Origin of the sequence: Vibrio sp. ZF57, assembly GCF_001691235.1 — a bacterium.
GTDB classification, from domain to species: domain Bacteria; phylum Pseudomonadota; class Gammaproteobacteria; order Enterobacterales; family Vibrionaceae; genus Vibrio; species Vibrio crassostreae_C.
In genome coordinates this window covers 14,325-38,018 of the sequence record NZ_MAKD01000073.1, presented here as the reverse complement: position 1 = coordinate 38,018, position 23,694 = coordinate 14,325, and the positions used below count along the sequence as shown (strand labels likewise).

Annotated in this window: 19 protein-coding genes; 9 read left to right on the top strand and 10 right to left on the bottom strand. The window is 43.9% G+C overall.

The genetic code is table 11. The annotated features are described in order from the left end of the window. The first annotated feature begins 88 nt into the window (after positions 1-88). Positions 89-352 (top strand): hypothetical protein, encoded by a 264-nt coding sequence (locus A6D97_RS09090; protein ID WP_240492697.1) that lies wholly within the window; start codon positions 89-91, stop codon positions 350-352. Positions 353-1,209: 857 nt separating this feature from the next. Here the strand turns inward: A6D97_RS09090 and gcvP are convergent. The 3 genes from gcvP to A6D97_RS09070 all read right to left on the bottom strand — a co-directional run bounded on the left by gcvP (position 1,210) and on the right by A6D97_RS09070 (position 5,903). Then, positions 1,210-4,089: an aminomethyl-transferring glycine dehydrogenase gene (gene gcvP / locus A6D97_RS09080; RefSeq protein WP_065584260.1), complete on the bottom strand. Its 2,880-nt coding sequence runs from the start codon at positions 4,087-4,089 to the stop codon at positions 1,210-1,212. An 89-nt stretch (positions 4,090-4,178) separates the two neighbouring features. After that, complete coding sequence (gcvH, locus tag A6D97_RS09075; protein ID WP_004730871.1) at positions 4,179-4,559, bottom strand: glycine cleavage system protein GcvH; 381 nt, start codon at positions 4,557-4,559, stop codon at positions 4,179-4,181. Positions 4,560-4,610: 51 nt separating this feature from the next. Next, positions 4,611-5,903, bottom strand: coding sequence for a serine hydroxymethyltransferase (locus A6D97_RS09070; RefSeq protein WP_065584259.1), 1,293 nt, complete (start codon positions 5,901-5,903; stop codon positions 4,611-4,613). Between the two features lie 440 nt (positions 5,904-6,343). Between A6D97_RS09070 and A6D97_RS09065 the strand changes: the two genes are divergently transcribed. The 3 genes from A6D97_RS09065 to A6D97_RS09055 all read left to right on the top strand — a co-directional run bounded on the left by A6D97_RS09065 (position 6,344) and on the right by A6D97_RS09055 (position 9,904). After that, entirely contained in the window at positions 6,344-6,967 is a 624-nt protein-coding gene (locus A6D97_RS09065) for an XRE family transcriptional regulator (protein WP_017059847.1), read from the top strand. A 447-nt stretch (positions 6,968-7,414) separates the two neighbouring features. Continuing rightward, complete coding sequence (gcvT, locus tag A6D97_RS09060; RefSeq protein ID WP_065584258.1) at positions 7,415-8,548, top strand: glycine cleavage system aminomethyltransferase GcvT; 1,134 nt, start codon at positions 7,415-7,417, stop codon at positions 8,546-8,548. Positions 8,549-8,827: 279 nt separating this feature from the next. Next, positions 8,828-9,904: a trypsin-like serine protease gene (locus A6D97_RS09055; RefSeq protein WP_065584257.1), complete on the top strand. Its 1,077-nt coding sequence runs from the start codon at positions 8,828-8,830 to the stop codon at positions 9,902-9,904. 108 nt (positions 9,905-10,012) lie between these two features. Here the strand turns inward: A6D97_RS09055 and A6D97_RS09050 are convergent, their stop codons facing one another. After that, positions 10,013-10,336, bottom strand: coding sequence for a hypothetical protein (locus A6D97_RS09050; RefSeq protein ID WP_065584256.1), 324 nt, complete (start codon positions 10,334-10,336; stop codon positions 10,013-10,015). Between the two features lie 199 nt (positions 10,337-10,535). On the opposite strand from A6D97_RS09050, the gene A6D97_RS09045 reads away from it, so the two are divergent. After that, a complete protein-coding gene (locus A6D97_RS09045) occupies positions 10,536-10,853 on the top strand; it encodes a helix-turn-helix transcriptional regulator (RefSeq protein WP_017059843.1) in 318 nt (105 codons plus the stop codon). A 93-nt stretch (positions 10,854-10,946) separates the two neighbouring features. Here A6D97_RS09045 and arfB read toward each other — a convergent pair whose 3' ends face one another. Next, positions 10,947-11,357, bottom strand: a complete 411-nt coding sequence (gene arfB, locus A6D97_RS09040) for an alternative ribosome rescue aminoacyl-tRNA hydrolase ArfB (protein WP_017059842.1) — start codon at positions 11,355-11,357, stop codon at positions 10,947-10,949. A gap of 87 nt (positions 11,358-11,444) precedes the next feature. Between arfB and A6D97_RS09035 the strand changes: the two genes are divergently transcribed. Then, positions 11,445-12,050 carry a beta-phosphoglucomutase family hydrolase gene (locus tag A6D97_RS09035; protein WP_029235241.1) on the top strand — a complete coding sequence of 202 codons (606 nt, stop codon included), beginning with the start codon at positions 11,445-11,447 and terminating at the stop codon, positions 12,048-12,050. A gap of 63 nt (positions 12,051-12,113) precedes the next feature. Here A6D97_RS09035 and A6D97_RS09030 read toward each other — a convergent pair whose 3' ends face one another. The 4 genes from A6D97_RS09030 to A6D97_RS09015 form a co-directional block, all read right to left on the bottom strand. After that, a complete protein-coding gene (locus A6D97_RS09030; RefSeq protein ID WP_065584255.1) occupies positions 12,114-14,018 on the bottom strand; it encodes a diguanylate cyclase in 1,905 nt (634 codons plus the stop codon). Between the two features lie 237 nt (positions 14,019-14,255). Beyond that, positions 14,256-16,004 (bottom strand): formate--tetrahydrofolate ligase, encoded by a 1,749-nt coding sequence (locus A6D97_RS09025; RefSeq protein WP_065584254.1) that lies wholly within the window; start codon positions 16,002-16,004, stop codon positions 14,256-14,258. Positions 16,005-16,298: 294 nt separating this feature from the next. Then, entirely contained in the window at positions 16,299-17,603 is a 1,305-nt protein-coding gene (locus A6D97_RS09020) for an inosine/guanosine kinase (protein WP_065584253.1), read from the bottom strand. A 129-nt stretch (positions 17,604-17,732) separates the two neighbouring features. Continuing rightward, positions 17,733-18,212: a CreA family protein gene (locus A6D97_RS09015; protein ID WP_017064645.1), complete on the bottom strand. Its 480-nt coding sequence runs from the start codon at positions 18,210-18,212 to the stop codon at positions 17,733-17,735. Between the two features lie 248 nt (positions 18,213-18,460). Between A6D97_RS09015 and A6D97_RS09010 the strand changes: the two genes are divergently transcribed. The 3 genes from A6D97_RS09010 (at position 18,461) to A6D97_RS09000 (ending at position 21,853) form a co-directional block, all read left to right on the top strand. Beyond that, positions 18,461-18,955: a hypothetical protein gene (locus A6D97_RS09010; protein ID WP_065584252.1), complete on the top strand. Its 495-nt coding sequence runs from the start codon at positions 18,461-18,463 to the stop codon at positions 18,953-18,955. Positions 18,956-19,015: 60 nt separating this feature from the next. Continuing rightward, positions 19,016-20,824, top strand: coding sequence for an HD domain-containing phosphohydrolase (locus A6D97_RS09005; protein WP_065584251.1), 1,809 nt, complete (start codon positions 19,016-19,018; stop codon positions 20,822-20,824). Between the two features lie 303 nt (positions 20,825-21,127). Continuing rightward, positions 21,128-21,853 (top strand): HAD-IA family hydrolase, encoded by a 726-nt coding sequence (locus A6D97_RS09000; RefSeq protein ID WP_017059834.1) that lies wholly within the window; start codon positions 21,128-21,130, stop codon positions 21,851-21,853. Between the two features lie 408 nt (positions 21,854-22,261). On the opposite strand, the gene A6D97_RS08995 is transcribed toward A6D97_RS09000, so the two are convergent. Beyond that, positions 22,262-23,686: a methyl-accepting chemotaxis protein gene (locus A6D97_RS08995; protein ID WP_017064641.1), complete on the bottom strand. Its 1,425-nt coding sequence runs from the start codon at positions 23,684-23,686 to the stop codon at positions 22,262-22,264. Between the last annotated feature and the right edge of the window lie 8 nt (positions 23,687-23,694).

Here is a 23,694-nt window from a genome sequence, read left to right as displayed (position 1 = left end):
CACAATAATTCATCAATCTTAATTAGATCACATTTTTACTTTAATTGGTATTACAGTTAAGAAAATCTCGAAAAGGTCTCTTTTCAAAATGCTCTTTATCGGATTTAGTCTGAGCTTCTTTGTTTTCTTCTTGATATGTGGTGTCGCATCCATATTTGGTGCGGAAACGGTAAAGTGGGAACAAACACCAGTAACGGGGCTGTCTGGTCTGCTACTAGCTTTGGCAATGTGGCCGATGTTTAGTTTGTTTCTAACGCTGTTTATGTGGTGTTTTGCAGCGTTCGGTTTGTGGATTTTCTCATTAGTTAAACCACTGAAGCTGATCTTTAAAGAGACTACTATCTCCAACTAACCACAGTTAATAAACGGTTTAGAGTGGTTCGCAAGGTGTGGTACAAATCGTGATTTATTCACAATGTACAAATTAACTAAAGCAGCAAGCTGCCTCAAAGTATTGGCTGGAAGTTATCTGCTCTTATCTCCGCTCTCGTTTTATCTTTTATGTGAATCATTCAATTGTTACCCTCGCATCCGTATGAATGATTAGGTTAACCGTTATGAAATTAAGACTACTGAGTTTAGCGTTTGCGCTCGTCCTAAGTGGTTGCTCTTTACTTGTGACTGAGAGCTACTTTGGTGAAAGTTGGACCGGGCATCATATAGATAAACTTGTAGAGCAGTGGGGAGAACCCTACCAAATTAAGTCTAAAGATGATGGTGTGATTGAGGCGGAATATAGGATTTTCAATGACAGTTGCACGTATACCTTTATCACGGATGAGCAAGGTGTAATTGAATTCTATAGGTATCAAAGTGCGTTTTTAGGAACATGTAAGCCAATAGGGTAAACACCTACCAAACGACTATGGCGCCAATATCAACTTGGCGCTAGCTATCTTGTTTATACCATCACTTCTTAGCTTAAAACCTACCTCTGTATAAGCCTCTCACTGCCACAAAGCCAGCAGAAACACAAAAAGCCCAATCCCGAGCGTGACTTTTAAAAGCAAGCCAAGAGGGGCTCCACCTTTTGGCGCTTTATTGCAACATCTCATAATTGATTCCTAATTTGTCGTGATTGTCATTCCACCTTAAACCTTTCCCTTACGGTAAGGTCAATACATTTGTTTTTCTCGAATTTCAGAAAACAAAAAGGCGAACCATTTGGTTCGCCTTTTGTTATGTTTCACTGCTTAGCGCCGCTACGAATTAGTCTTCGTAGTTGTCGATGCTTGGGCAAGAACAGATTAGGTTACGGTCGCCGTATACGTTGTCTACACGGTTAACTGTAGGCCAGTACTTCGAGTTCTTCGTTGCTTTCGATGGGAAACAACCAAGTTCACGAGAGTAAGGGCGATCCCATTCTGCGCCAGCTAGGTCAACTTGTGTGTGTGGTGCGTTCACTAGAGGGTTGTTGTCTAGTGGCCATTCACCGTTTTTCACTGCTGCCATTTCGTGGCGGATTGCGATCATCGCTTCACAGAAACGGTCTAGCTCTTCTAAATCTTCTGATTCAGTTGGCTCTACCATTAGCGTGCCAGCTACTGGGAAAGACATAGTTGGCGCGTGGAAACCGAAGTCCATTAGACGCTTAGCAATATCTTCTTCGCTGATGCCTGTGTCTTCTTTAAGTGGACGAATATCGATAATACATTCGTGCGCTACGCGGCCGTTAGTACCACGGTAAAGAACAGGGTAGTGAGGACGTAATTTTTCCATCACGTAGTTCGCGTTCAGAATCGCTACTTTCGTTGCGTCTGTTAGGCCAGGTTCGCCCATCATCGCGATGTAAGCCCAAGAGATAGGTAGAATTGAAGCACTACCCAAATCTGCTGCTGATACTGCGTAGTCAGAACCTTGAACACCATTTTCGATGTGACCTGGTAGGAAAGGTGCTAGGTGCGATTTAACACCGATAGGACCCATACCCGGCCCGCCACCACCGTGTGGGATACAGAATGTTTTGTGTAGGTTCAAGTGAGATACGTCTGAACCGATGAAGCCAGGTGAAGTTAGACCTACTTGAGCGTTCATGTTCGCGCCGTCTAGGTAAACTTGACCGCCCGCTGCGTGTACTTGTTCACACACTTCTTTCACTTGCTCTTCGTATACGCCGTGCGTAGAAGGGTAAGTGATCATGATGCTTGATAGGTTGTCTTTGTGCTTCTCGATTTTCGCTGCTAGGTCTGTCATGTCGATGTTGCCATCTTCATCACACTTAACAACCACTACCTTCATTGAAACCATTGATGCTGTTGCAGGGTTAGTACCGTGCGCCGAGCTTGGAATCAGACAAACGTTACGGTGACCTTCACCGCGGCTTGCGTGGTAACGTTGAATCGCGATTAAACCCGCGTATTCACCAGATGCACCAGAGTTAGGCTGTAGTGAGAAATCGTCGTAACCGGTGATTTCACATAGCTTCTCTTTAAGATCTTTCGCTAGCGCTGTGTAACCCGCCGCTTGCTCTAGAGGTGCGAATGGGTGAATAGAACCAAACTCAGGCCATGTTACTGGGATCATCTCAGCAGCAGCGTTCAGCTTCATAGTACAGCTGCCCAGTGGGATCATGCCGTGCGTTAGTGAGAAGTCTTTGTTCTCAAGCTGTTTTAGGTAACGCATCATTTGCGTTTCGCTGTGGTGCGTGTTGAATACTGGGTGAGTTAGGAACTCTGATTCACGACGGCAGTTTTCTGGAATTGCTGCAAACTCGTTTGATGCAATGTCAGAAGATAGTGCTTGAACGTCTTCTTTTACGTCGAAGATAGCGAACAGTGCGTTCACGTCGTCGATCGTTGTTGTTTCATCTAAGCTGATACCGATTTTTCCAACAAGTCGACGAAGGTTGATGTCTGCTGCTTGCGCTTTCGCGTACAGTGCATCTGTCTTCTCTTCAGAGTTGATCGTGATGGTATCAAAGAAGCTGTTGTTCGTTAGCTCGTAACCCGCTTTAGTCAGGCCAGCCGCTAGGATAGCTGTCATGTGGTGTGTACGACGGGCAATAGTACGTAGGCCTTCTGCACCGTGGTAAACCGCGTAGAAAGACGCCATGTTTGCTAGAAGTGCTTGAGCTGTACAGATGTTCGATGTCGCTTTCTCGCGGCGGATGTGTTGCTCACGAGTTTGCATTGCCATACGTAGCGCTTGGTTACCGTGCGTATCGATAGATACGCCGATTACACGACCTGGCATTGTACGCTTATGCTTTTCACGAGTACCCATGAATGCTGCGTGTGGACCGCCGTAACCCATAGGAACGCCGAAACGTTGCGCTGAACCGATTACTACGTCTGCGCCCATTTCGCCAGCTGGCTTAAGTAGAGCAGAAGCAAGTAGGTCAGTTGCAACCGTTACAAGAGTCTTGTTTGCTTGAGCTTTCGCAATGATGTCTGTTAGATCACGAACTTCGCCTGTTGTACCAGGGTATTGAACTAACGCACCAAATACGTCTTGCTCTGGAAGTGTTTCAAGAGCGCCAACCATTACTTCAAAACCGATGTACTCAGCACGAGTTTTAACAACTTCTAGTGTTTGAGGGTGAACATCGTCAGCAACGAAGAATACTTTGCTCTTGCTTTTACCAGCACGCTTACACAGTGTCATAGCTTCGCCAGCCGCTGTAGCTTCATCAAGAAGAGACGCGTTCGCGATTTCCATACCAGTTAAGTCCATTACCATTTGTTGGTAATTCAGTAGAGCTTCAAGACGACCTTGAGAAATCTCTGGTTGGTATGGTGTGTAAGCTGTGTACCAGCCTGGGTTCTCTAAAACGTTACGTAGAATAACGTTTGGAGTGAATGTGTTGTAGTAGCCTTGGCCAATGAAAGTACGTTTCACTTGGTTTAGGTTAGCGATCTCTTTAAGAGAGGTCAGCATGTCCATTTCGCTCAATGGAGCAGCAAGTGTCATTGGTTTTTCAAGACGGATTTGTGCAGGAACCGTTTCGTCGATCAGTGCGTCTAGGGTAGTCGCGTTGATCGCTTCAAGCATTTTTTGCTGGTCTGCTTTATTAGGGCCGTTATGACGAGCAACAAACTCGTTTTGAGTACCCAGGTCTTTCAGTAATTGGCTTTGAAGTAATTCAGTCATGATATGTTCTACTTTCTCTCTGGAGCCGTGAGCTAGCCCCTAAAATTAAGCTGCTCAAAAGAGCAGCTTTATCGTAATGAGGTTACCTATTAGTCTTCTTCGATAGAGCTTAGGTATTCTTCCGCATCTTTAAGGTTGTTTAGTTCAGACGCATCAGACATCTTCACTTTAACAATCCAACCACCTTCATAAGATTCTTCGTTAATTAACTCAGGGCTATCTTCTAATTCTTCGTTGATTTCTACGATTTCGCCAGAGATTGGTGCGTAGATATCAGAAGCTGCTTTCACTGATTCAACTAGAGAGAAGCTTTCGCCAGCTTCGATTTCGTCTCCAGTGTCAGGCAGGTCAACAAACACAACGTCACCTAGCATCTCTTGAGCGTGCTCAGAAATACCGATAGTTACAGTACCGTCACCGTTGTCTTTTACCCACTCGTGGCTGTCTGCAAACTTTAGTGTATTGTCCATTGCTTATTCTCCAAAAATTTATGAGGTTTTAATTTAAATCTTAAAAACGGTCTAACGGTAAAGAGGGAAGCGCTTGCAAAGCTCTTTAACTTGCTTGCGAACACGTTGCTCAACTTCAGCGTTGCCTTCAGGGCTTTCAACTAAGCCGTCAAGAACATCGCCGATCCATTCACCGATAAATTTGAATTCTTCAGTGCCAAAACCACGACTGGTTCCAGCAGGCGTACCTAAACGAATGCCCGAAGTAATCATAGGCTTCTCTGTATCGAATGGTATGCCATTTTTGTTACATGTGATCCCTGCACGCTCTAATGCTTCTTCAGTTACGTTACCTTTCAAGCCCTTAGGGCGAAGGTCAACCAGCATTAGGTGCGTGTCTGTTCCGCCAGTCACAATGTCACAACCGCGAGTTTGCAACACTTCAGCAAGAACTTTTGCGTTGTCGATCACTGAATCAATATAAGTATTAAATTCTGGGCCAAGTGCTTCGCCAAACGCCACTGCTTTAGCCGCGATAACGTGCATGAGTGGGCCACCTTGAAGGCCAGGGAACACGGCAGAGTTGATCTTTTTGTTTATGTCTTCGTGGTTAGTCAGAATCATGCCACCGCGTGGGCCACGAAGTGTTTTGTGCGTTGTTGTAGTCACAACGTGTGCGTGTGGTAGTGGGCTAGGGTGAGCACCTGTCGCGATAAGACCCGCGATGTGTGCCATATCGACCATTAGAATAGCGCCAACTTCGTCAGCAATTTCACGGAACTTAGCGAAATCGATAACGCGTGGGATAGCACTACCACCAGCAATAATCATTTTAGGTTGGCTTTCGATAGCTAAAGCGCGTACCGCTTCGTAATCGATTTCAAGAGTGTCGCGGTCTACGCCATATTGAACTGCGTTGAACCACTTACCAGACATTGCAGGGCGCGCACCGTGTGTAAGGTGGCCACCAGCGTCAAGAGACATACCTAGGATAGTGTCGCCAGGTTGAAGTAGGGCAAGTTTAACTGCGCCGTTCGCTTGAGCACCTGAGTGAGGTTGTACGTTTACGTATTCGCACTTGAACAGCTGTTTAGCACGTTCAATCGCGATAGCTTCTACTGTATCTACGTGCTCACAACCACCGTAGTAACGACGGCCTGGGTAGCCTTCTGCGTATTTGTTGGTTAGGCAAGTGCCTTGAGCTTGCATTACTGCTTTAGAAACGATGTTCTCAGAAGCAATAAGTTCGATTTGTTCGTTTTGACGAGTGTTCTCTGCTTGGATGCCAGCAAATACTGCGTCGTCAGTACCAGATAGGTTCGTAGTGAAAAAACTGTCTAAGCTATGGTTTTGATAAGCGTTCATTGTCGAGACCTTTCATTAAGCTAATGGTGATTGTTTTTATAGTCCATTAGGTCTTACGTTGATTTCTGCATCGGTATCGTTTGCGTTATATAGGTGTATAAATAGTGCGTTGCTTCTTATTTATACGACCATAGCGTCAAAGCGATCGTTGTAGGGTCAATGCAGCACGAATTGGTTCCCAAAAATTTCGGGTAAAAAACAGCTCTTACAAATGTTAAATCTATCACTTGCTGCAAGCTGAAGTAGCATCTCTTCATCTAACAAGTCGATAACATAGCTCCGATAAAATCAATTTTCAACAAAAATTTCCAATAGGAAACAGTTTTTCTCGTTTTGCTACAGGGAGCACGCTTTATTTTCCTGTGTGCTCTTTAATCAACAAAGCGCTTCATGCAACAATGAAATCAATAGACAGGAAGTAAGAAATAAATGAGGGACCTATGTCAGAAGACATTTATGATGAGTACCCATCTTTAACGTTGGCGAAAGAGACGTTAGATCAGAATATCGAACCACTTAGGCTCGGCCAGCGTATTAAAGATATCCGCAGCAAGCTGGGCATTACGTTAGAAGAGGCGAGCCAACGTACTGGTTTGGCGCGCTCTACGCTGAGTAAAATCGAGAACGAACAAATCTCACCGACGTTCCAAGCGATGCAGAAATTGGCTATGGGTTTGCAAATTGATATGCCGCAACTCTTTGAGCCACCAAGAAAAAAGGTTGCCACAGGACGTCGTGACTTAACTAAAGCAGGTCAGGGTAAACCTCACCCAACTCCGACTTACGAGCATGAACTGCTCGCGACAGAACTTTCGAATAAGAAGATGATGCCGTTCAAGAGCCGAGTGAGAGCACGCACCTTTGAAGAGTATAACGATTGGGTTCGCCACGATGGTGAGGAGTTCTTGATGGTGATCTCTGGTGATGTGATGTTCTACTCAGAATTCTATGAGCCGGTACCCATGAGCGAAGGTGACAGCATGTATTACGACGCCAACATGGGGCATATGTTGATTTCTACTAGTACAGAAGATGCACTGATTTTGTGGGTGACTGCAAAATAAGTTAACAAAGTTAGAATTTCTTATAGTGAATGCAAACGTTTGCTTTTGTTTCTAACGTTTGCCAAAAGACGCGATGTTGGTGTGAAAAGCATCAATATCGCGTTTTTGTATGCGACTGAAAGTTGTTTTTAAATTGTTAAATATCACATTTTGAGCTGTTTTAATCTTGTTAAGGGTGTAAAACTGACTCAGGCTTGTTTACTATAGTGAACACGGTTTACTCATGTTGATTGAAGTTTACTGAAGTGAATTCTTAGAAAGTGAGTCGTATAGCTTTTATACAGAAGCCTCTTTTTATATCGCTAGTAATAAAAGCCTATATAGAAGACATCACTTTTTACTATCTACTGTTTCTAACGTTAACCCATATCGTTAGAGGCGACTCTAAATAGAGATATAAGCGGCAGATTCGATTTGGAAAGCCTGCAACGCTTCATGGAGAATAAAATGACTCAAGAACACGCTAATCAAGACCTACTAAAAACACCTCTGCATGCACTTCACGTTGAAGTCGGCGCAAAAATGGTTCCTTTTGCTGGCTACGACATGCCAGTTCAGTATCCACTAGGTGTAAAGAAAGAGCACTTACACACTCGTGACGCTGCTGGTCTTTTTGATGTTTCTCACATGGGGCAACTGCGTCTACACGGTGAAAATGCAGCCGCTGTTTTAGAATCTCTGGTTCCAGTAGATATTATCGACCTGCCTTCTGGTAAGCAGCGCTACGCCTTCTTTACTAATGAACAGGGCGGCATCATGGATGATCTTATGGTTGCTAACCTTGGCGATCACCTATTTGTTGTTGTGAACGCGGCGTGTAAAACACAAGATATCGACCACCTAACGGCTCACCTTCCTGCAGACGTAGAAATGGAAGTGATTGATGACCGCGCTCTATTAGCACTTCAAGGTCCGAAAGCGTCTGAAGTTCTGGCTCGTTTCCAACCAAGCGTTGCAGACATGCTGTTCATGGATGTTCAAAAAGTCGATATCGACGGCGTAGAGTGCATCGTAAGCCGCAGTGGTTATACCGGTGAAGATGGCTACGAAATCTCAGTACCGAACGATCACGCTGAAGCACTTGCTCGTAAACTAACATCAGAAGCAGAAGTAGAGTGGATTGGCCTTGGTGCTCGTGACTCACTTCGTCTTGAGTGTGGTCTATGTCTGTACGGTCACGATCTAGATACAACAACAACGCCGGTAGAAGCTAGCCTTTTATGGGGTATCCAAAAAGTGCGTCGTACTGACGGTGAACGTGCAGGCGGTTTCCCTGGCGCTGATATCATCCTTGAGCAAATCGCGACTAAAGACGTTCAACGCAAGCGTGTTGGTCTTGTTGGTCAGACTAAAGCACCAGTACGTGAAGGCGCTGAGCTGTTCGATGCTGAAGACAACAAGATGGGCGTTGTAACAAGTGGTACTGCGGGTCCTAACGCGGGCAAGCCTGTTTCTATGGCTTACGTTCGTACTGACCTAGCGGTTATTGGCACTGAAGTATTCGCTGAAGTTCGTGGCAAGAAGCTACCAATGACAGTAGAAAAAATGCCATTCGTACCTCAGCGTTACTATCGTGGCTAATCTCTTTTAAGAGAAACCACTAAGCTAAATGAAAGCCTATTGTTTGCTTCTCTTTATTGGGAAGCCTAACGGTAGGCTTTTTTGATTTTGGTAGCGTATGTCTTTGGTAACGTATTGCTTTTAACGTTACCCACTAACAACGGTTACTTAAAATTCGTTTATAAAATGAGATATGTGGCGATATCGTTACAAATACTTACTATAATCACGATTGTGACGTGTTATGGTGACGATTCATCATTTTTGTAAATAAGTAGTAGGGGTTACAAGGAGTTAACTATGAACGTAAACCATACAATGAGTCCGGTTCGTAAAGCCGTTTTAGGGCTTTTAGCGCCATTAATTTACACATCAAGTGTTATGGCAACGGAAAACACGGACGAAAGTACTCCTGATGTGGGTGTAACACCCTATATTGTGAATGGTAGCGACGCTTCAGTCACGGAATTTCCTTCGATGGCAAGCTTGTTCATTGATCGTATTGATTATGACGGTGTTTACTCTACAGGCCCTTACTGTGGAGCTACAATTTTAGATCCAACGCATATTCTGACGGCAGCACACTGTATTTATGGTGATGAGAACGCTCAGTTATTTACTGTTGTCGTCCCACAATTACAAGACACTTCTCAGTTCCCAAATGGAAGCATTGAAAAAATTCGCGTATCTGAGGTGTTCTATCCTAGCAATTATTCAAATAGCTTGAACGATTTGTTGCGTAATGACGTGGCAATTTTAAAACTTGAAAGCGCGCTCAATATAGATTCAGTTAATGATGTTGTGAAACGCCCAGACAACGAAACCTATCGAAGTTCCTTACAGGCTTTTACGGCTGTGGGACATGGAGATACTGAATCTGGTGTCGATGCTACTACTTTATTACAAAAAGCATCGCTCAACTATGTCGATAACACGACATGTGCAGCGGCATTTTTCTCAGGTTCGAACCTAACTGATAATCAAATATGCTTTATTGGTGACTATAGCGTTTTCTCTAGCTTATATGGCGGTACTTGTCAGGGTGACTCTGGTGGGCCTGTTTACTGGAAAGATGGTACTGATTATAAACAAGTAGGTATTACAAGTTTTGGTCCTGAAACGTGTGGTGGTGGCAACATTACTGAGGGCGTTACCGTCACATCAGTATTCACTGAAATCTATAATTATGAGAGTTGGATTGATAGTGTGATTGCAGGAACTGAAACCGCTAAATTTGTTTCAACAGACGCTAAGCGCGCGGCTTACGCTGGCACTAGTTCATCTGGTTCAAGCAGCGGTGGTAGTGTTTCATTTGGATTGCTTGGCATGCTGATGTTGCTTGCAGGCTTGAGATCTACTCTATCACGCAGAACTTAATGTAATGTGTAAGTCGACATGATGTCTCTGGATATCGTCGACTTACCTGTTGTTCGCTTTTTCTGTCGACTATGCACCATCCCCAGATGGTAGCTCAAACCTTCTCTGTTAGTTCAATTCTAGGGTCGATTTCCTGCCGTATTTCTCAATGATCTCATCGATCTCTTTAACAGTATCGTTAATTGTCTTGATACCACTCTTTACTATCTGTTTCTCTGTTGAATTGAGTGCTTCAAAAGCTTGCTTCATTTCCTTGTCATCCAGCATACTCTGGTGAAGTAATACTTCTTTATAAGTCAGAAGCCTATGTTGTATTGCTCTGATCTCACTTAGCGCATACTTTGATTTTAAAGCCTGTTTGATACAAGAAAAAGCCAATTCATATTGACTCGCAATTACCCATTCGACATTTTTGTTATTCGCAATTTGCAATTTTCACTACTTCCCAATACTCGAATATTCAAGTTTTTAGACTGCTCGTTCATCACGGTTAATGTGTGAAGGTTTATGAAACATAACGCTTTTTATAGGGCGAATAATATGCCTTTGATAGCTTATGTAAACTGTTGTTCGTCAATATGGTCTGCTTCTTGCTGAATTTAGGACATAACTGTCTTTTGAGGATGAGCTTATGTCACAAGAACCCATAATATTGGCGCTGATTGAGCGTAGGAAACAAGCCAACTTGTCTCAAGAAAAGTTAGCCTCGAGTGCAGGAATGAGCTTAAAAACCTATCAAAGGATTGAACGCGGAGAGGCGGACATCAAGATGTCTCAGTATCGTTCAATCACTAGAACCTTAAAAGTGACGGATTTGGATGTGGTGCTTGATATTGTTGGCGCATCACAAGTAACAGCGGAAGATGTAGCTGCGGTCAGTCGTCTGCTGACCAGCGAAGAGCGCCTGTTGTTGATCAAGCTGATTTTGTCGGTCAAAAAGAAGCAGTAGTCTTTCTTTCAAATAAACAGCGTAATAGATCGATTCGTTAGTCAAATTGACAGATACTTCTAGGGTAATGTGTTCTCTGAGGGCATGAAGCCATCAGCTCACTCTTCCACGCAGCTGTTTAGTGGTGCTTCTCTGTTTCTTGCTTTCTAAACGTCTTTTCTGAGAGCCACGTGTTGGCTTAGTCGCTCGTCTCACTTTTTGAACTTTTGTTGCTTCCAAGATCAGTTCTTTCAAACGCACTAAAGCATCATCTCGGTTTTGTTCCTGCGTTCTATACTGCTGTGCCTTAATGATAATCACACCGTCTTTGGTGATGCGGCTATCTTTGTGTGCGAGGAGCTTTTCTTTATAGAAGTCAGGTAGGGTAGAGTGCTTGATATCAAAACGTAAATGTATCGCGCTCGATACTTTATTGACGTTCTGACCGCCGGCTCCTTGTGCTCTGATCGCTGTTAACTGGAGTTCCCAGTCTTGAATCGAAACAGAGTTAGATATTTGTAACATAAACATCCATTTTGAACGGTAATATGGCGCCATGATACTGAATATTGGTTATGGTATCAGTAACTTTATTTAAGAGTGGTAGTAGTGATGAAAATAGATTTAACGGCATATGAAGGATTAATCTTTGATATGGACGGTACGTTGATCGATACAATGCCTGCACATGTAAAGGCGTGGGAGCGAACGGCTGAAGAGTTTGGCTTTCATTTTGAAGCGTCTTGGCTGCATAGCTTAGGTGGCATGCCGAGTTATAAGATAGCCGGTGAGGTGAACAGCAAATACGGTTTATCGCTCGACCCACAAGCGGTTTCTACGTTTAAAATGGCGTCGTTTGCGGCTATCGAAGACAAAGGAGACGTTATCCCTTGTACTCACTCTCTGTTGTTAGAGCATCTGGGTAACAAGAAGATTGCAGTCGGAACGGGCAGTCAACGTAAAAGTGCCGAACAGTTACTGGATAAGACAGAGATCTTGAGTAAGCTCGATATTCTCGTGACAGCAACAGACGTTAAGAATCACAAACCAAATCCGGATACTTTCTTAGATGCGTGTTTTGGTATGGGTTTGCAGCCAAAGCAGTGTGTTGTGTTTGAAGATACGAACCTAGGTAAGCAGGCTGCTCATGCTGCGAACATGGATTGTATTCTAGTGATAGAGGGGAACAAACTAGAGTTCTATCCTGCACCAAGCTGATTGCAAGGATTGGGTTGTTAAACCGCCAAACTAATAGCCTAGCGGAACAATACTGATTTTCTGTTAGGCGATTTCGCTCATTTCGCTGTCTAGGAACAGGCACACACTGTTTCGACCTGCTGCTTTGGCTTCATAAAGTGCTAAATCGGCGCACTTGTAGTTAAGAGCAGGGTCGTTGGTCAGGTTGGTAATTCCACCACTGACCGTCACCACGTTATCGAGCTCAATACTGACTGCGATTCTCAATCTGTTAAGTACATACTCAGCTTCTTCTGTTGTGGTATGAGGCAGAATAACGCCAAACTCTTCGCCACCAATACGAGCCACAAAATCAGTTTCTCGGCACTCTCGTTGTAATACTTGAGCAACGGTTTGAATGACGCGATCTCCATAATCGTGACCAAATCTGTCGTTGATGCGTTTGAAGTGGTCTATGTCCAAAATCGCTAAACAAGACTGTTCGCGAGTAGGGTAACGATTAACACGAGAGCACTCATCTCGCAGCTCAAGATCGAATTTACGGCGGTTCCAACACCCAGCTAAGGCATCTTTTTCACTCAGGTTTCTCAGTTTGTTTTCTAGCTCTTTGTGTTTACTTATATCCACAAATGAAGCGACATAAAACTGAATCACGTCTTTCGAGTCTTTAATGGTTTGGATTCGCAATATTTCCGTGATCAAAGACCCGTCTTTACGACGATTAACCACTTCGCCTTCCCACATGCCTTTCTCTTTGATGATGCTCCACATCTTGATGTAGAACTCTTCGTTGTAGCGACCAGAGGCAAACATGGACGGTTGGCGGCCTTTTACGTCTTCTAACTCGTAGCCACTCACACGGGTGAACTCTTGGTTTACTTTGATGATTCGGTTGTTTCTGTCGGTAATCACCAAGGCAGACATGCCATTCATTGCGGCCTTAGCAAGTTGGCTCTCGATACTGTTCTTCTTGTGGTTGCTGTTCCACAATACGAAGCCAGCGGAGATCATCGAAATCAAGAAAGACAAGGTGATGATCTGAACGACGATCGCTTGTTTTTCTTGTCGGTATTGACTGCTGAACTGCTGATTTTCAATGTGAAGAACCATGTAAATAGGGCCTTCAAACTGTTTGATTTTAGGGCTGATGTCGGAATGAAAATACCAGTTCTCACCATCGAAATAGCTCGAAGATGTCTTGTCTTGAATCGCAGTCCAAAGCTCAGGGTATAACTTTGCGTAAGTCTGCTCTGAACGTGATTCAATTACATGTCCGAAAGATTCCGTAGGATCCGGCCCCATGATTATGTGTCCGGTTTTGTTGAGAATAATAGGAACAGCAGAAGATGCACCAATTTGATAGTGAAGGCGCTTATAAATCTCAAGCATGTTCAGGTTTGCGATGAAGTAACCAATAATGCGGTTGTTTTCAGCGACTGGCGTCATAATGCGTAGCGCTGGAATCAAAGGGCGAACGATCTCTCCGTTTTCGACTTCAAGATCAATACCGCGAGAGCTAATCTCACCAATCTTTAATTGCTGTAGTACCTCATAGTAATCACGCGAAGACTTGTTCTGCAGTTCACTATCTGGAACCACGATTGCTTGATTGTCTTTATAATTAACGCGAAACACTTCGTTGCCAGCTAGATCGAGGTAACGAAGCTGGGAATAGTATTTTTGGCCACGAGCTAACATCACCCAAAGATCTTGCAGGGTTTCTTTATGGATAATAGAAGGTTCTCGAATCGCTCGGAGTAGTGTTTGAGAGTCGGCGATTGAAGGAACAGAGTTAGAGATTTGCTCAACAATAACAGCGAGTTCATGAAAGCTGTATTCGATTTGATTTTGGCTAGACTGCTTAATATTTAGAGTGTGCTGAGCATCAATTCTGTCAAGTTCAGAATTGATGTAGAGGGCAGGGACTAGTCCTAGGGCAAAGATGGTACATAGAAATTGGCTGACTAGTTTTTTTATACTTGTATTCATCACTGTCCTCAAAGAATCAGCGCAATACTATATATTTTATAGGGTTTTTAATGTGATCTTGACCGAGAAGTTAAGACAAGATTCGCATATAACTACGATTTAAGTGCAACTTCTTGCATTTAAGCTTGATTGTTGAGCAATCACTTCGTTAGTAAATGATTGCTCAATATAGAACACTGCTCCGAAACCTAAGCTAAATTAATCGCGATTAATTGCCGATTATCTAACTAAGGGCAGCTAGCTTAGGCCGACGATATTTCCATTACTATCAATATCTAACGACATGAACGCCGGTTTGTCAGGCAAGCCTGGCATGGTCATCACATTGCCGCACAACGCGTAAATAAAACCAGCACCAGCACACAATTTTAGTTCTCTAACGGGCACGTCAAATTGGATTGGTGCACCTTTTACGTGTGCTTCTGTCGAGATCGATAGTGGTGTTTTTGCTAAACAAACCGATAGGTCGTTATAGCCATGCAGTTTGAATTCGGCCAGTTGTTTTTTAGCCAGTGGAGATAGCGTAATACTTGCTGCGCCATAGCCAACTTCAGCGACTGCCATCAGCTTTTCTTCTAGGCTTTGCTCTGAGTGATACAAAGGCTTAAATCCACTCTGTTTTTGGCAAGCTTTGACTACAGCGTGAGCCAGTTGAGTCGCCCCTTCGCCACCTTGACCAAATGCTTCGCTTACTTCAACGCTAACGCTTGGATCGAAGTCGGTGATCATCTGTTTCAAAGCATCGAGCTCTTGAGCTGAGTCTTGTGGGAATCGGTTAATCGCAACAACTGTAGGCACTTGGTATTGCTTAACGTTAGTGATGTGCCATTTTAGGTTCTCAAACCCTGCAACAAGCGCGTCTTGGTCATCATTAAAGATTGAATCAGGTAACGGAGTGCCCGGTCTCAAATCGTATAAACCAGAGTTAGCCTTTAATCCACGTAAGGTTGCGACAACCACAGCGCAATCGGGCTTCTTGTTCGACGCTTTCGCTTTTATGTTGCACGCTTTCTCAAAGCCCATGTCTGAGCCGAAACCACCTTCAGTTACCACAAAGTCACTCAGCTTTAACGCTATTTTATCGGCAATAATTGAAGAGTTACCATGTGCGATGTTCGCGAAAGGCCCGGCGTGAATTAGGGTAGGAACGCCTTCAAGGGTTTGCATCAATGTTGGTTCAATAGAATCCTTCATGGTCACGGTCATTGCGCCTGCAACGTTGAAGTCATCTGCGGTTAGCGGCAAGCCTTGTTTGTTGTAAGCAAGTACCACTCGTCCGATGCGCTTTCTCAAATCTTGAAGGTCATTGGCTAGAGCAAGAATGGCCATTAGTTCAGAAGCGGCTGAGATATCAAATCCATCTTCTCGCTCAAAGCCGTTAATTGTTTTGTCTGCTTCGTTCTTGCCAACCGTGATCATGCGTAATGCGCGATCATTATGGTCAAGTACACGTCGCCAAACGATTCTACTTGGGTCGATATTCAGTGCTTTTAAGCCTGAGCGCGTTTCAAAGGCGTCTAACCCTTCACGCTGTTCATGATACAAACGTGCATCAATGGCGGCGGAGGCGAGGTTGTGAGCGGCCGTAACAGCATGAATATCGCCCGTGAGATGCAGGTTTAATTGTTCCATAGGGGCAACTTGAGAGTAACCACCGCCCGCTGCGCCGCCTTTTACACCAAATACCGGGCCCATTGAAGGCTGACGAATGCAGGCCATTGCAGATTGGTTAATCTTTGCGAGGCCTTGTGCTAATCCGATAGTAGTGACGGTTTTGCCTTCACCAAGAGGTGTCGGTGTGATCGCCGTGACTACGACTAACTTACCATCTTGTTGGTTGGCGAGGCGTTCAAGTGATGTGAGAGACACTTTAGATTTGAATTGCCCTAATGGCTGATGTTCGTTGTGGTGCAGGCCAGCTTGCTTGGCAACCTCACTGATGTTTTTAAGGGGAGTAGAGCGACAAATATCAATATCAGACAGCATATTTGATCCTTATATCAGAACCGAAAGGTGGTACGTAAACGTTTGCGTGGCGATAGTACTGTATAAATTTGCCAAGTAAAGGCAAACCACACGAATTATGTGCTGGAAGATAACAGATCTAAAGAGTCATTGCGCGAGATCAAATCTTAAACGAGCAAAATATTCGATATGATTAACTTCAGCTGCCGTTATATTGGTGTTGAATACAAAAAGGGCTGCATATAGCAGCCCTTCAAGGAATGGGTAATCTCACTTGGCGTTAACCTTTAAGAGGTAACTGCCTAATATGGTCGATTAACGATCCCAGTATGTTTCTTCTAAGCTATCTTCGCGTTCAGGCAGTGCACGAGAAAGGCGAGGAGAGTGCTGAGTCAACACTTCGTAGCTTACACGGTTTGCGTACTTACAAATTTGAGACAGTGAAGAGTAAGTTAGACAAGTGTGCTCGTGTTTCTCTGAGTTTGGTACATTCACGTGGTGGTAGCTATTTGCTGCCATGTCGTGAAGTAGTGCTGAAAGTGCACCATCGCCAGCGCCATTGGTATTCTTAATCTCAAGTGGGCCACCTAGGTAAGGGCCAATGTGAGAGTACACTTTTACTGGGTCTTTACAGTCTTGCTTACGCATCGCACGGCTGAATTCGTATTTATTGAACTCAGGGATGTTACCCGGTAACAATGGCAGTGTGGTTTCGCGTTTCGCTGGTTCGTCAGTGTAACCTGCCATGTATAGACCAATAGGACCTGCAGTACATAGAACTAGGTCAACCCACTCAAGTGCCTTGTTAGCAGCCAATAGAGGATCTTTTTCACCCGTTAGCGCTTCACCTTCATCTTCGTTCATCGCGACGATGGTTACGTTTTCTTTCAGGTATTCTTGCCACCATTCAGCGTTGCCTTCGATCACATACTTAGTACCAAGTGTTAGTACAACAGGCACATTGTGCGCTTTCGCGTATTCAATCGCTTTTTGTACCGCTTTTGGCATCGGATCTTCAGGTTTGCCACGCATTAGGTATGACGACACAACCAATGCAGAAGCTTTCTCGAAGACTTTTTCAGGAATGCTTTCTGGAAGAAGTTGGTTCATGTGGCCTTCGTTGATTGCAAACGTACGTTCGCCATCTTCAGAAATCAGCGTGTAACAACGACCAATTGGACCATCAACAGTTTGAAGGTGGTTTAGATTCATACGAGAAGAAGTGCGGCAAAGGTAACGATAACCAAATGAGCCAACTTCAATCTTCTTAGACATTACGCCAAGCAGGACAGATTTGCTGTCCGCAAGTACGGAATAGTTGTGCAGTGTGTTGCCGATAGTATCGCCAGGATATTGATGCGTGATCAAACCGCGCTCAACTAACTCTTCATACAGCGCATCTGCTTTACTTTCTTCCAATACCAGTGAGTGACCTTTACTCAGCTCGTATTTTTCTAGGAACGCGTTGTCAACACGGGCTTCGATATCAACAATCGTTTGGCCAACACCCACAATCGTTGCGCGGTGAAGCTTAGGCGTTTGTTGAATTTGGTTGACCAACGGATCACGTGCGTGAGTTGGAAAGTAGTGCTTAGATTTACGCTGTCCAGGAAACTTCATATGAAAAATACAGTGAAAAAATTTTGCCGCATGATATCACATTTTGTTTCTGTTTCTTTCATTTTTATTACATTTTGAATCACCTGCACAATGTCTGTACAGGTGATTCAACTAACTATATGTTTGAAACTACTCGGTTGGCTGTACTAACGTCGCTGGATCAACGTAAGCCTCTGTACCCCATAGTGGAACAGTTGAAAGGCTGTGTTTGAAGCTACCTTCTGTTTCTTTGGTGGTGTAAGACAAGTAAAGCAGCGACTGATTCTCTGCATCGTAGATACGACGAACCTTCATTGTTTTAAAGAAGATACTTTTCGATTGCTTGAATACCACTTCGCCAGACTTACTCTTGTCTATTTGAGCAATCATTTCTGGTGTAATTTCACCTGTTTGACGACAAGATATAGAGCTATCACTTGGATCAGAAAGGCTAAGGTTTGCTTCGATTGATGCAATATGACAGGTAACACCCGCGATCTTATCGTCATCTAATGAAGACATCTTGATATCCTTCATTGTGAAGAAACCCAGTGAGACGTCGCCAACCTCGTTGTCCGAACAGCCAGCTAACATTGTCACGATACCTGCTGCTATTAAGGCTTTTTTCATAAGAAGTCCTTTTTATTTATATAGTTCTGTTTACTATAAGGATATTGAAAGCTTGGATACGAGTGTAGAGCTTTTCGTTAAGTTCTTAAAGGATGTTGTTGGATAATGAAAAATATGAAGCATTTAAAGTACTTGTTGGCCTTGGTCATGCTCTGTATGCTCTCTGCTTGTAGCTCGGCACCTCAGCCGACCGTATGTCTTCCAAATAACTGCGATATTTGGGGATACTAACCGTAGGTACTAAAAGAATGAATAACGAAATACCTGAAATTGCACACAAGAAAAACCAATGGCTATTTAGTCAGCTCGATATTGCTTACCCCGCAAAAGAGAGCCTCCTCGGCCGTGAACTTTATCAAAGCAAACTTCCATCCAAGACATACCAACCCCTAGCACAAGATCAAACTCCTTCCCAAATTGATGAACTGCATAAAGTCGATTTCCATAAATTGACCGTGCTATTTTCACTCAACCAAGCAAGCGTTTACCAAGATGAAATCGAAAGGGCACACATGCTTGAGTTCTTGAGCCAAATTATGCTTTCTGACGATCATGTATTATATATTGGTACTCAAAACGGTGAAGTTGTGGCGAGCGCTATCGTCACAGAAGCGGATGGTTCCCTATTGATCTCGGATGTCGTTGCTGAAAATGGTCAAAGTATCAACAACTTTGCTAAGCAGTTACACGATTTTTGGGCACAAGATCATGCTTCTTGCGATAAAGTGTGGATCGAGAACTAAAGATTCTTTGACAAAGCGTTAATCTAAGTACAATACCCCGTCTTATTTAAAGGATATTGTATGTACAAGCTATTGATATCAATCGCTGTATTGTGTGTTAGCGCTTATTCTTCACTCAGCTTTGCTAACTACTGGGATATAAAACGCATCCTAGTTTTACACTCATACGAACCTTCTTATCAATGGACTGCTGACTTCCAAAAAGGGATAGACAGTGCGTTCAGTCAGTCTCAAACCGAAGTTAAACTCTCAATCGAGTATTTGGATTCAAAGCGTGTCCACAGCCTAGAGTATTACGACTCTCTCGCGAACTACTTACGTGCGAAGTATGCAGGTTATAAATTTGATGGCGTAATTGCGACGGACGATAACGCAGCCAATTTTCTTGAATCTCTGCCTAATTTGATTGATCGCTCCACACCTGTCGTTGCAGCCGGCATCTATGATTTCAGCACCGACATGTACGCGGTGTCTGACAGAGCAACTGTGCTTTACGAGAACGATCAGATAGACGTTAATATTAAGCTGATCTCCAAATTAAGACCTAATCTAAAGAATCTCTATTTTGTAAATGATTACAGTGTCACGTCTGAATTGATTCATAAAGAAATGAACAAAATGATGGCTGAATTTTCAAATATCAATCTCGTAGAAATTCGCGACTTGTCGCTGGAGCATACGAGCCAATTTTTGGAAGGGATCTCTGCGGACGATGCGGTATTGCTCAGTCATTACAACACCGAGTTAAAGCAAGGGGTTTATCACACTTACCAAGAGATTGCGGATACGTTGTCAAAAGCGAGTGCTGCTCCGGTGTTTGCTTTGTGGCAGTTCTATATTTCGGGTGATGTACTCGGTGGTTACGTTAATCACTCACAAAGCATGGGTGAACAGGCCGTCGATGCGTTGGATAAATACCTTCCACTTGGTTTTACTACACCGTTAACTCCCGGAGACAACAAACGTTTTGTATTCAATTACCCTGCAATGAAGAGATACGGGATTAGTGCAAACGCGTTACCTGACGAAGCGGTTTTCATTAACGAGCCTTCATCCTTTATTCGCAAAAACTTCCAGTTGTTATTGGGGCTGTCGATGGTGATTGCGGGTTTGAGCCTGATCATCTTGATGCAATTTGTCACTCTGCGCCAAAAGAAAGAGTTGGCGAATAAGAACAAACGAATCTTAAAGCTTCAGAAACAGACCTTGAATATCCAAAAGGATATGATTCATGTTCTCGGAGAGGCAATTGAAACCCGCTCTGGCGAAACTGGTAATCATGTTAAGCGTGTAGCCAAGTTGTCTGCACTGCTTGCTAAGTATCGTGGCTTGAGCCATCGCGAGGTCGAGATGATTGAGATCATCAGCCCAATGCACGATGTGGGTAAGATTTCAGTCCCTGAATCAATCTTGGATAAACCTGGGAAATTAACCGACCAAGAGTGGGAGGTGATGAAGCTTCATACTACGGCTGGCTATAACTTACTAAAGAGCGGAGCGGGTGATATTACCAACCTCGCGGCAATCATTGCTAACGAACATCACGAGCGTTGGGATGGTGCTGGATACCCGAATGGAAAAGTGGGTGATGAAATACACCTGTTTGCTCGTATCACTGCCGTAGCCGATGTATTTGATGCACTGCTTAGTGCACGTTGCTACAAAGAGCCGTGGCCATTAGAGATGGTGGTCGATTTGTTCGAGCGAGAGTGTGGCTACCAGTTTGATCCTCAGCTAACTAAATTGCTACTGAAACACTTACCCGAGTTTGTCGCTATCCGAGATTCGTATCCCGATACTGGAACTATAGAATATGCGTCTTCACCTTCGCTTGAAGCTAAGGTCTTAGAAGAGTCGGTTGTTAGCTAATTGTCGCTCTATCTGAGTAGCCTATAAGCCATTTTTTTTATCGATTCACCACGATCCGGCTAGGAAGTAGTGATTTATATTTTCTCCTGAAATTGAGTAGCTTATGTAAACCTCGCAGTATTTGGTTTCGTAGAATCTGGGTTAATTTAATGAAAACTATTGCTTATGCTGAGCGATAAAGTGATCAACTCCATATTTCGCGAAGAGAAATAAGCCTGTATCTGCAAACTGTTACCTCAATCATCTCGCGCATTGAAAGAACACTATAGGATAAAACTTGGATTCAATCTGAGTGAGATACCTATGCGGTTAGAACAGACTAAATGTGTGATTTTCGATTGTGACGGAACACTTATCGATAGTGAAAAGCTGTGCTGCCAAGCTTTGGTGAACGTTTTCACTGGCTTTGGAGCGGAGCTAAACGTCAACGACTGCTATGCGCACTTTCAAGGCGGGAAGCTAGCCGACATCTTAATGGATACACAAGAACGTCTTGGGTTATCTATCTCGATTGATACACTTGAGCCGTTATATCGCAATGAATTACAAGCACTGTTCCAGCGTCATTTAAAACCGATGGATGGCGCTATCGAACTTATTGAATTCCTCAAACAACAAGACATCGAGTTTTGTATTGCTTCCAATGCACCGAAATCTAGGGTTGAATCTTCATTGGCGATGACAGGCATGCTAGACGACTTCAAAGGCAAAGTGTTCTCAGCTTTTGATGCTAACAGCTGGAAGCCAGAGCCTGATCTAATCATGTACACGGCCATGAACATGGGCTTTCTGCCAAATGAGTGCATCTACGTGGATGATACGTTGAAAGGGATTGAGGCTGGTGTTCGCGCGGGTATCCAATCGTTTCGATTACGCCCGAGTATTGATGAAGCAATCGTAGATCCCGAAGCCGACTCAGCAGAACTCGCGGCTCAGGATATCTACAGTTTAGAAGAAATTTCAGTTTGGATTAATGGCAAGCACTGCTCAAATGGTGGTATATCGAATTCTGCAGCTTTGGTGGGGTAGAGCTTAGTTGAAGGCTGACTACCTTACTAAATTGTTTGGTGTGGAAACCGCAAGATGCACAAGTAAACTTTTCTCCACTTTCTGAAAGCAGATACTCGTCGTGTTGGCATAAAGGGCATGTAATGTCGTCGGTGTTTGGTGTTTCTGTTTTATTCATTATGTGTCACCTGCAGCAAGGGGGTAAGCGAAAAAAGACCCGTTCAATTAGATTACTCCTAAGCTCGAATATTAGACAGTTCTGACACTTCTTAATCTCTCCTTTGCGACTTGCTTCATGGTAATTGATAATGTCATCGTTATTGACCATGGTTCTTGTAATGTTATTAAACAAAAGCCAAAAAGAAAGGACCCATTACGAGTCCTCATTAGTTTGTTTTCAATTCACGCCGCTAGTTCACCAGTTGATCCTTAAGTTCGGTAGCGTGCCAATGTCTGAGATAGAGAAACCGACGCTTCTGTTAGCCTAGATACGCCATTTGAAGAATTCTGAGCCACGTCTTTAATCACATCGGATTGGCTTCGAATATCGTTAAGCTCTGCTGCAATCGTATTGGCAACGTTACTTTGCTCATCGGCTGATGTTGCGATTTGGATACTCATGTCCATTAGTGCTTGAGCTGAATCTGCAATCGAGTTTACGTCGTGACCAATGTTTGAAATCAACTGGCTACTGGTTTGCGCTTGGTCAACCGTCTGTTCGGTGATCTTCGCGATATTTTGGCTCTCTTGCTGTAAGCGTTCAATCATCGCTTGGATTTCTACAGTAGCCGACTGAGTGCGGCTTGCCAGTGTTCTTACTTCATCAGCAACAACAGCGAAACCTCGGCCTTGCTCGCCCGCACGAGCGGCTTCAATCGCGGCATTTAAAGCAAGTAAGTTAGTTTGCTCTGAAATAGCATTGATCGTCGTGATGACCTCGTTAATTTGGCTCGTATTCACATTCAAGCTAGTAACAGAAGATGAGGTTTGCTCAATCAAAGAAGAAAGGGTGGTGATTTCCGAGATTGCCTGTTGAACCTTCGCGTGGCTATCGTTGATTTGCTGCGCGTCTTGTTCTGTTTGTTCAGTTGAGCGTGCAGAGATGTTAGAGACTTCATTTGCCGAAGCTGTCATCTGATCCATTGCTGTCGCTACAGAGTCTAGAGAGGCATTTTGGCTCATGATTTGTGTTTCGCTGCGCTTCATCTCAGTTTCGAAAGAAGCCGATGTTTCGCTTAGCGTTGCTGCACTGTGGTTTACGTTGTTGACTAACTCACTAAGCGTGTCCATTGAACGGTCAAGCGCACAACCAATCGTGCCGAACTCATCACGGCCAGGGTGGAAGCCAAGGCGTGATGTTAAGTCACCATCACCAATCTTTTGAGTCGTTGAATAAAGAACCCAAAGTGCGCCGCCTAGGAAAGTCGCTACCCAGTAACAGAAAAGACCAAAAGGCACACACCACAAGAAGCTCAGTAATAAAGTGTACAGTGCTTGCTGCTTTTGATTCTGTATATCGTTAGTTGAAACGGTAAGTGAGTAGTAGTTGCCATCTTGTGCGAGTGCTGTGGCAGTCACAGAACCATTATTTGAAATAGTGGTTTGTTGAGCGCGAGTTTGCTGGCTAACAGAGCGAACAGATGCCGGGGAATCTGATGCTGATAAAATGCCTTGCAGTTGATACTCGACCTGCTGTTTTGCAGTTACGTCAATGTGTTCCATTTTGTTGACGTAGTTCAGTCCAGCTAGGCTTGCCAAAGCGGCAAAAAAGATTAAGAAAATGACCCAAAATTTGTCGTTGATCGACATCTTGATAAACAGTTTGTCTATCGTTCGAAATTGTACTTCTTTCATAAAAACTC

Bases quoted from the DNA above. Each gene is read 5' to 3' on its own strand.
- arfB (WP_017059842.1), bottom strand. From the start codon at position 11,357: ATGTTACAAATATCTAACTCTGTTTCGATTCAAGACTGGGAACTCCAG.
- gcvT (WP_065584258.1), top strand. From the start codon at position 7,415: ATGACTCAAGAACACGCTAATCAAGACCTACTAAAAACACCTCTGCAT.
- A6D97_RS09020 (WP_065584253.1), bottom strand. From the start codon at position 17,603: ATGAAGTTTCCTGGACAGCGTAAATCTAAGCACTACTTTCCAACTCAC.
- A6D97_RS09065 (WP_017059847.1), top strand. From the start codon at position 6,344: ATGTCAGAAGACATTTATGATGAGTACCCATCTTTAACGTTGGCGAAA.
- A6D97_RS09010 (WP_065584252.1), top strand. From the start codon at position 18,461: ATGAATAACGAAATACCTGAAATTGCACACAAGAAAAACCAATGGCTA.
- A6D97_RS09045 (WP_017059843.1), top strand. From the start codon at position 10,536: ATGTCACAAGAACCCATAATATTGGCGCTGATTGAGCGTAGGAAACAA.
- A6D97_RS09070 (WP_065584259.1), bottom strand. From the start codon at position 5,903: ATGAACGCTTATCAAAACCATAGCTTAGACAGTTTTTTCACTACGAAC.
- A6D97_RS09090 (WP_240492697.1), top strand. From the start codon at position 89: ATGCTCTTTATCGGATTTAGTCTGAGCTTCTTTGTTTTCTTCTTGATA.
- A6D97_RS09035 (WP_029235241.1), top strand. From the start codon at position 11,445: ATGAAAATAGATTTAACGGCATATGAAGGATTAATCTTTGATATGGAC.
- A6D97_RS09015 (WP_017064645.1), bottom strand. From the start codon at position 18,212: ATGAAAAAAGCCTTAATAGCAGCAGGTATCGTGACAATGTTAGCTGGC.
- A6D97_RS09055 (WP_065584257.1), top strand. From the start codon at position 8,828: ATGAACGTAAACCATACAATGAGTCCGGTTCGTAAAGCCGTTTTAGGG.
- A6D97_RS09025 (WP_065584254.1), bottom strand. From the start codon at position 16,004: ATGCTGTCTGATATTGATATTTGTCGCTCTACTCCCCTTAAAAACATC.
- A6D97_RS09030 (WP_065584255.1), bottom strand. From the start codon at position 14,018: ATGAATACAAGTATAAAAAAACTAGTCAGCCAATTTCTATGTACCATC.
- A6D97_RS09005 (WP_065584251.1), top strand. From the start codon at position 19,016: ATGTACAAGCTATTGATATCAATCGCTGTATTGTGTGTTAGCGCTTAT.
- A6D97_RS09000 (WP_017059834.1), top strand. From the start codon at position 21,128: ATGCGGTTAGAACAGACTAAATGTGTGATTTTCGATTGTGACGGAACA.
- gcvP (WP_065584260.1), bottom strand. From the start codon at position 4,089: ATGACTGAATTACTTCAAAGCCAATTACTGAAAGACCTGGGTACTCAA.
- gcvH (WP_004730871.1), bottom strand. From the start codon at position 4,559: ATGGACAATACACTAAAGTTTGCAGACAGCCACGAGTGGGTAAAAGAC.
- A6D97_RS08995 (WP_017064641.1), bottom strand. From the start codon at position 23,686: ATGAAAGAAGTACAATTTCGAACGATAGACAAACTGTTTATCAAGATG.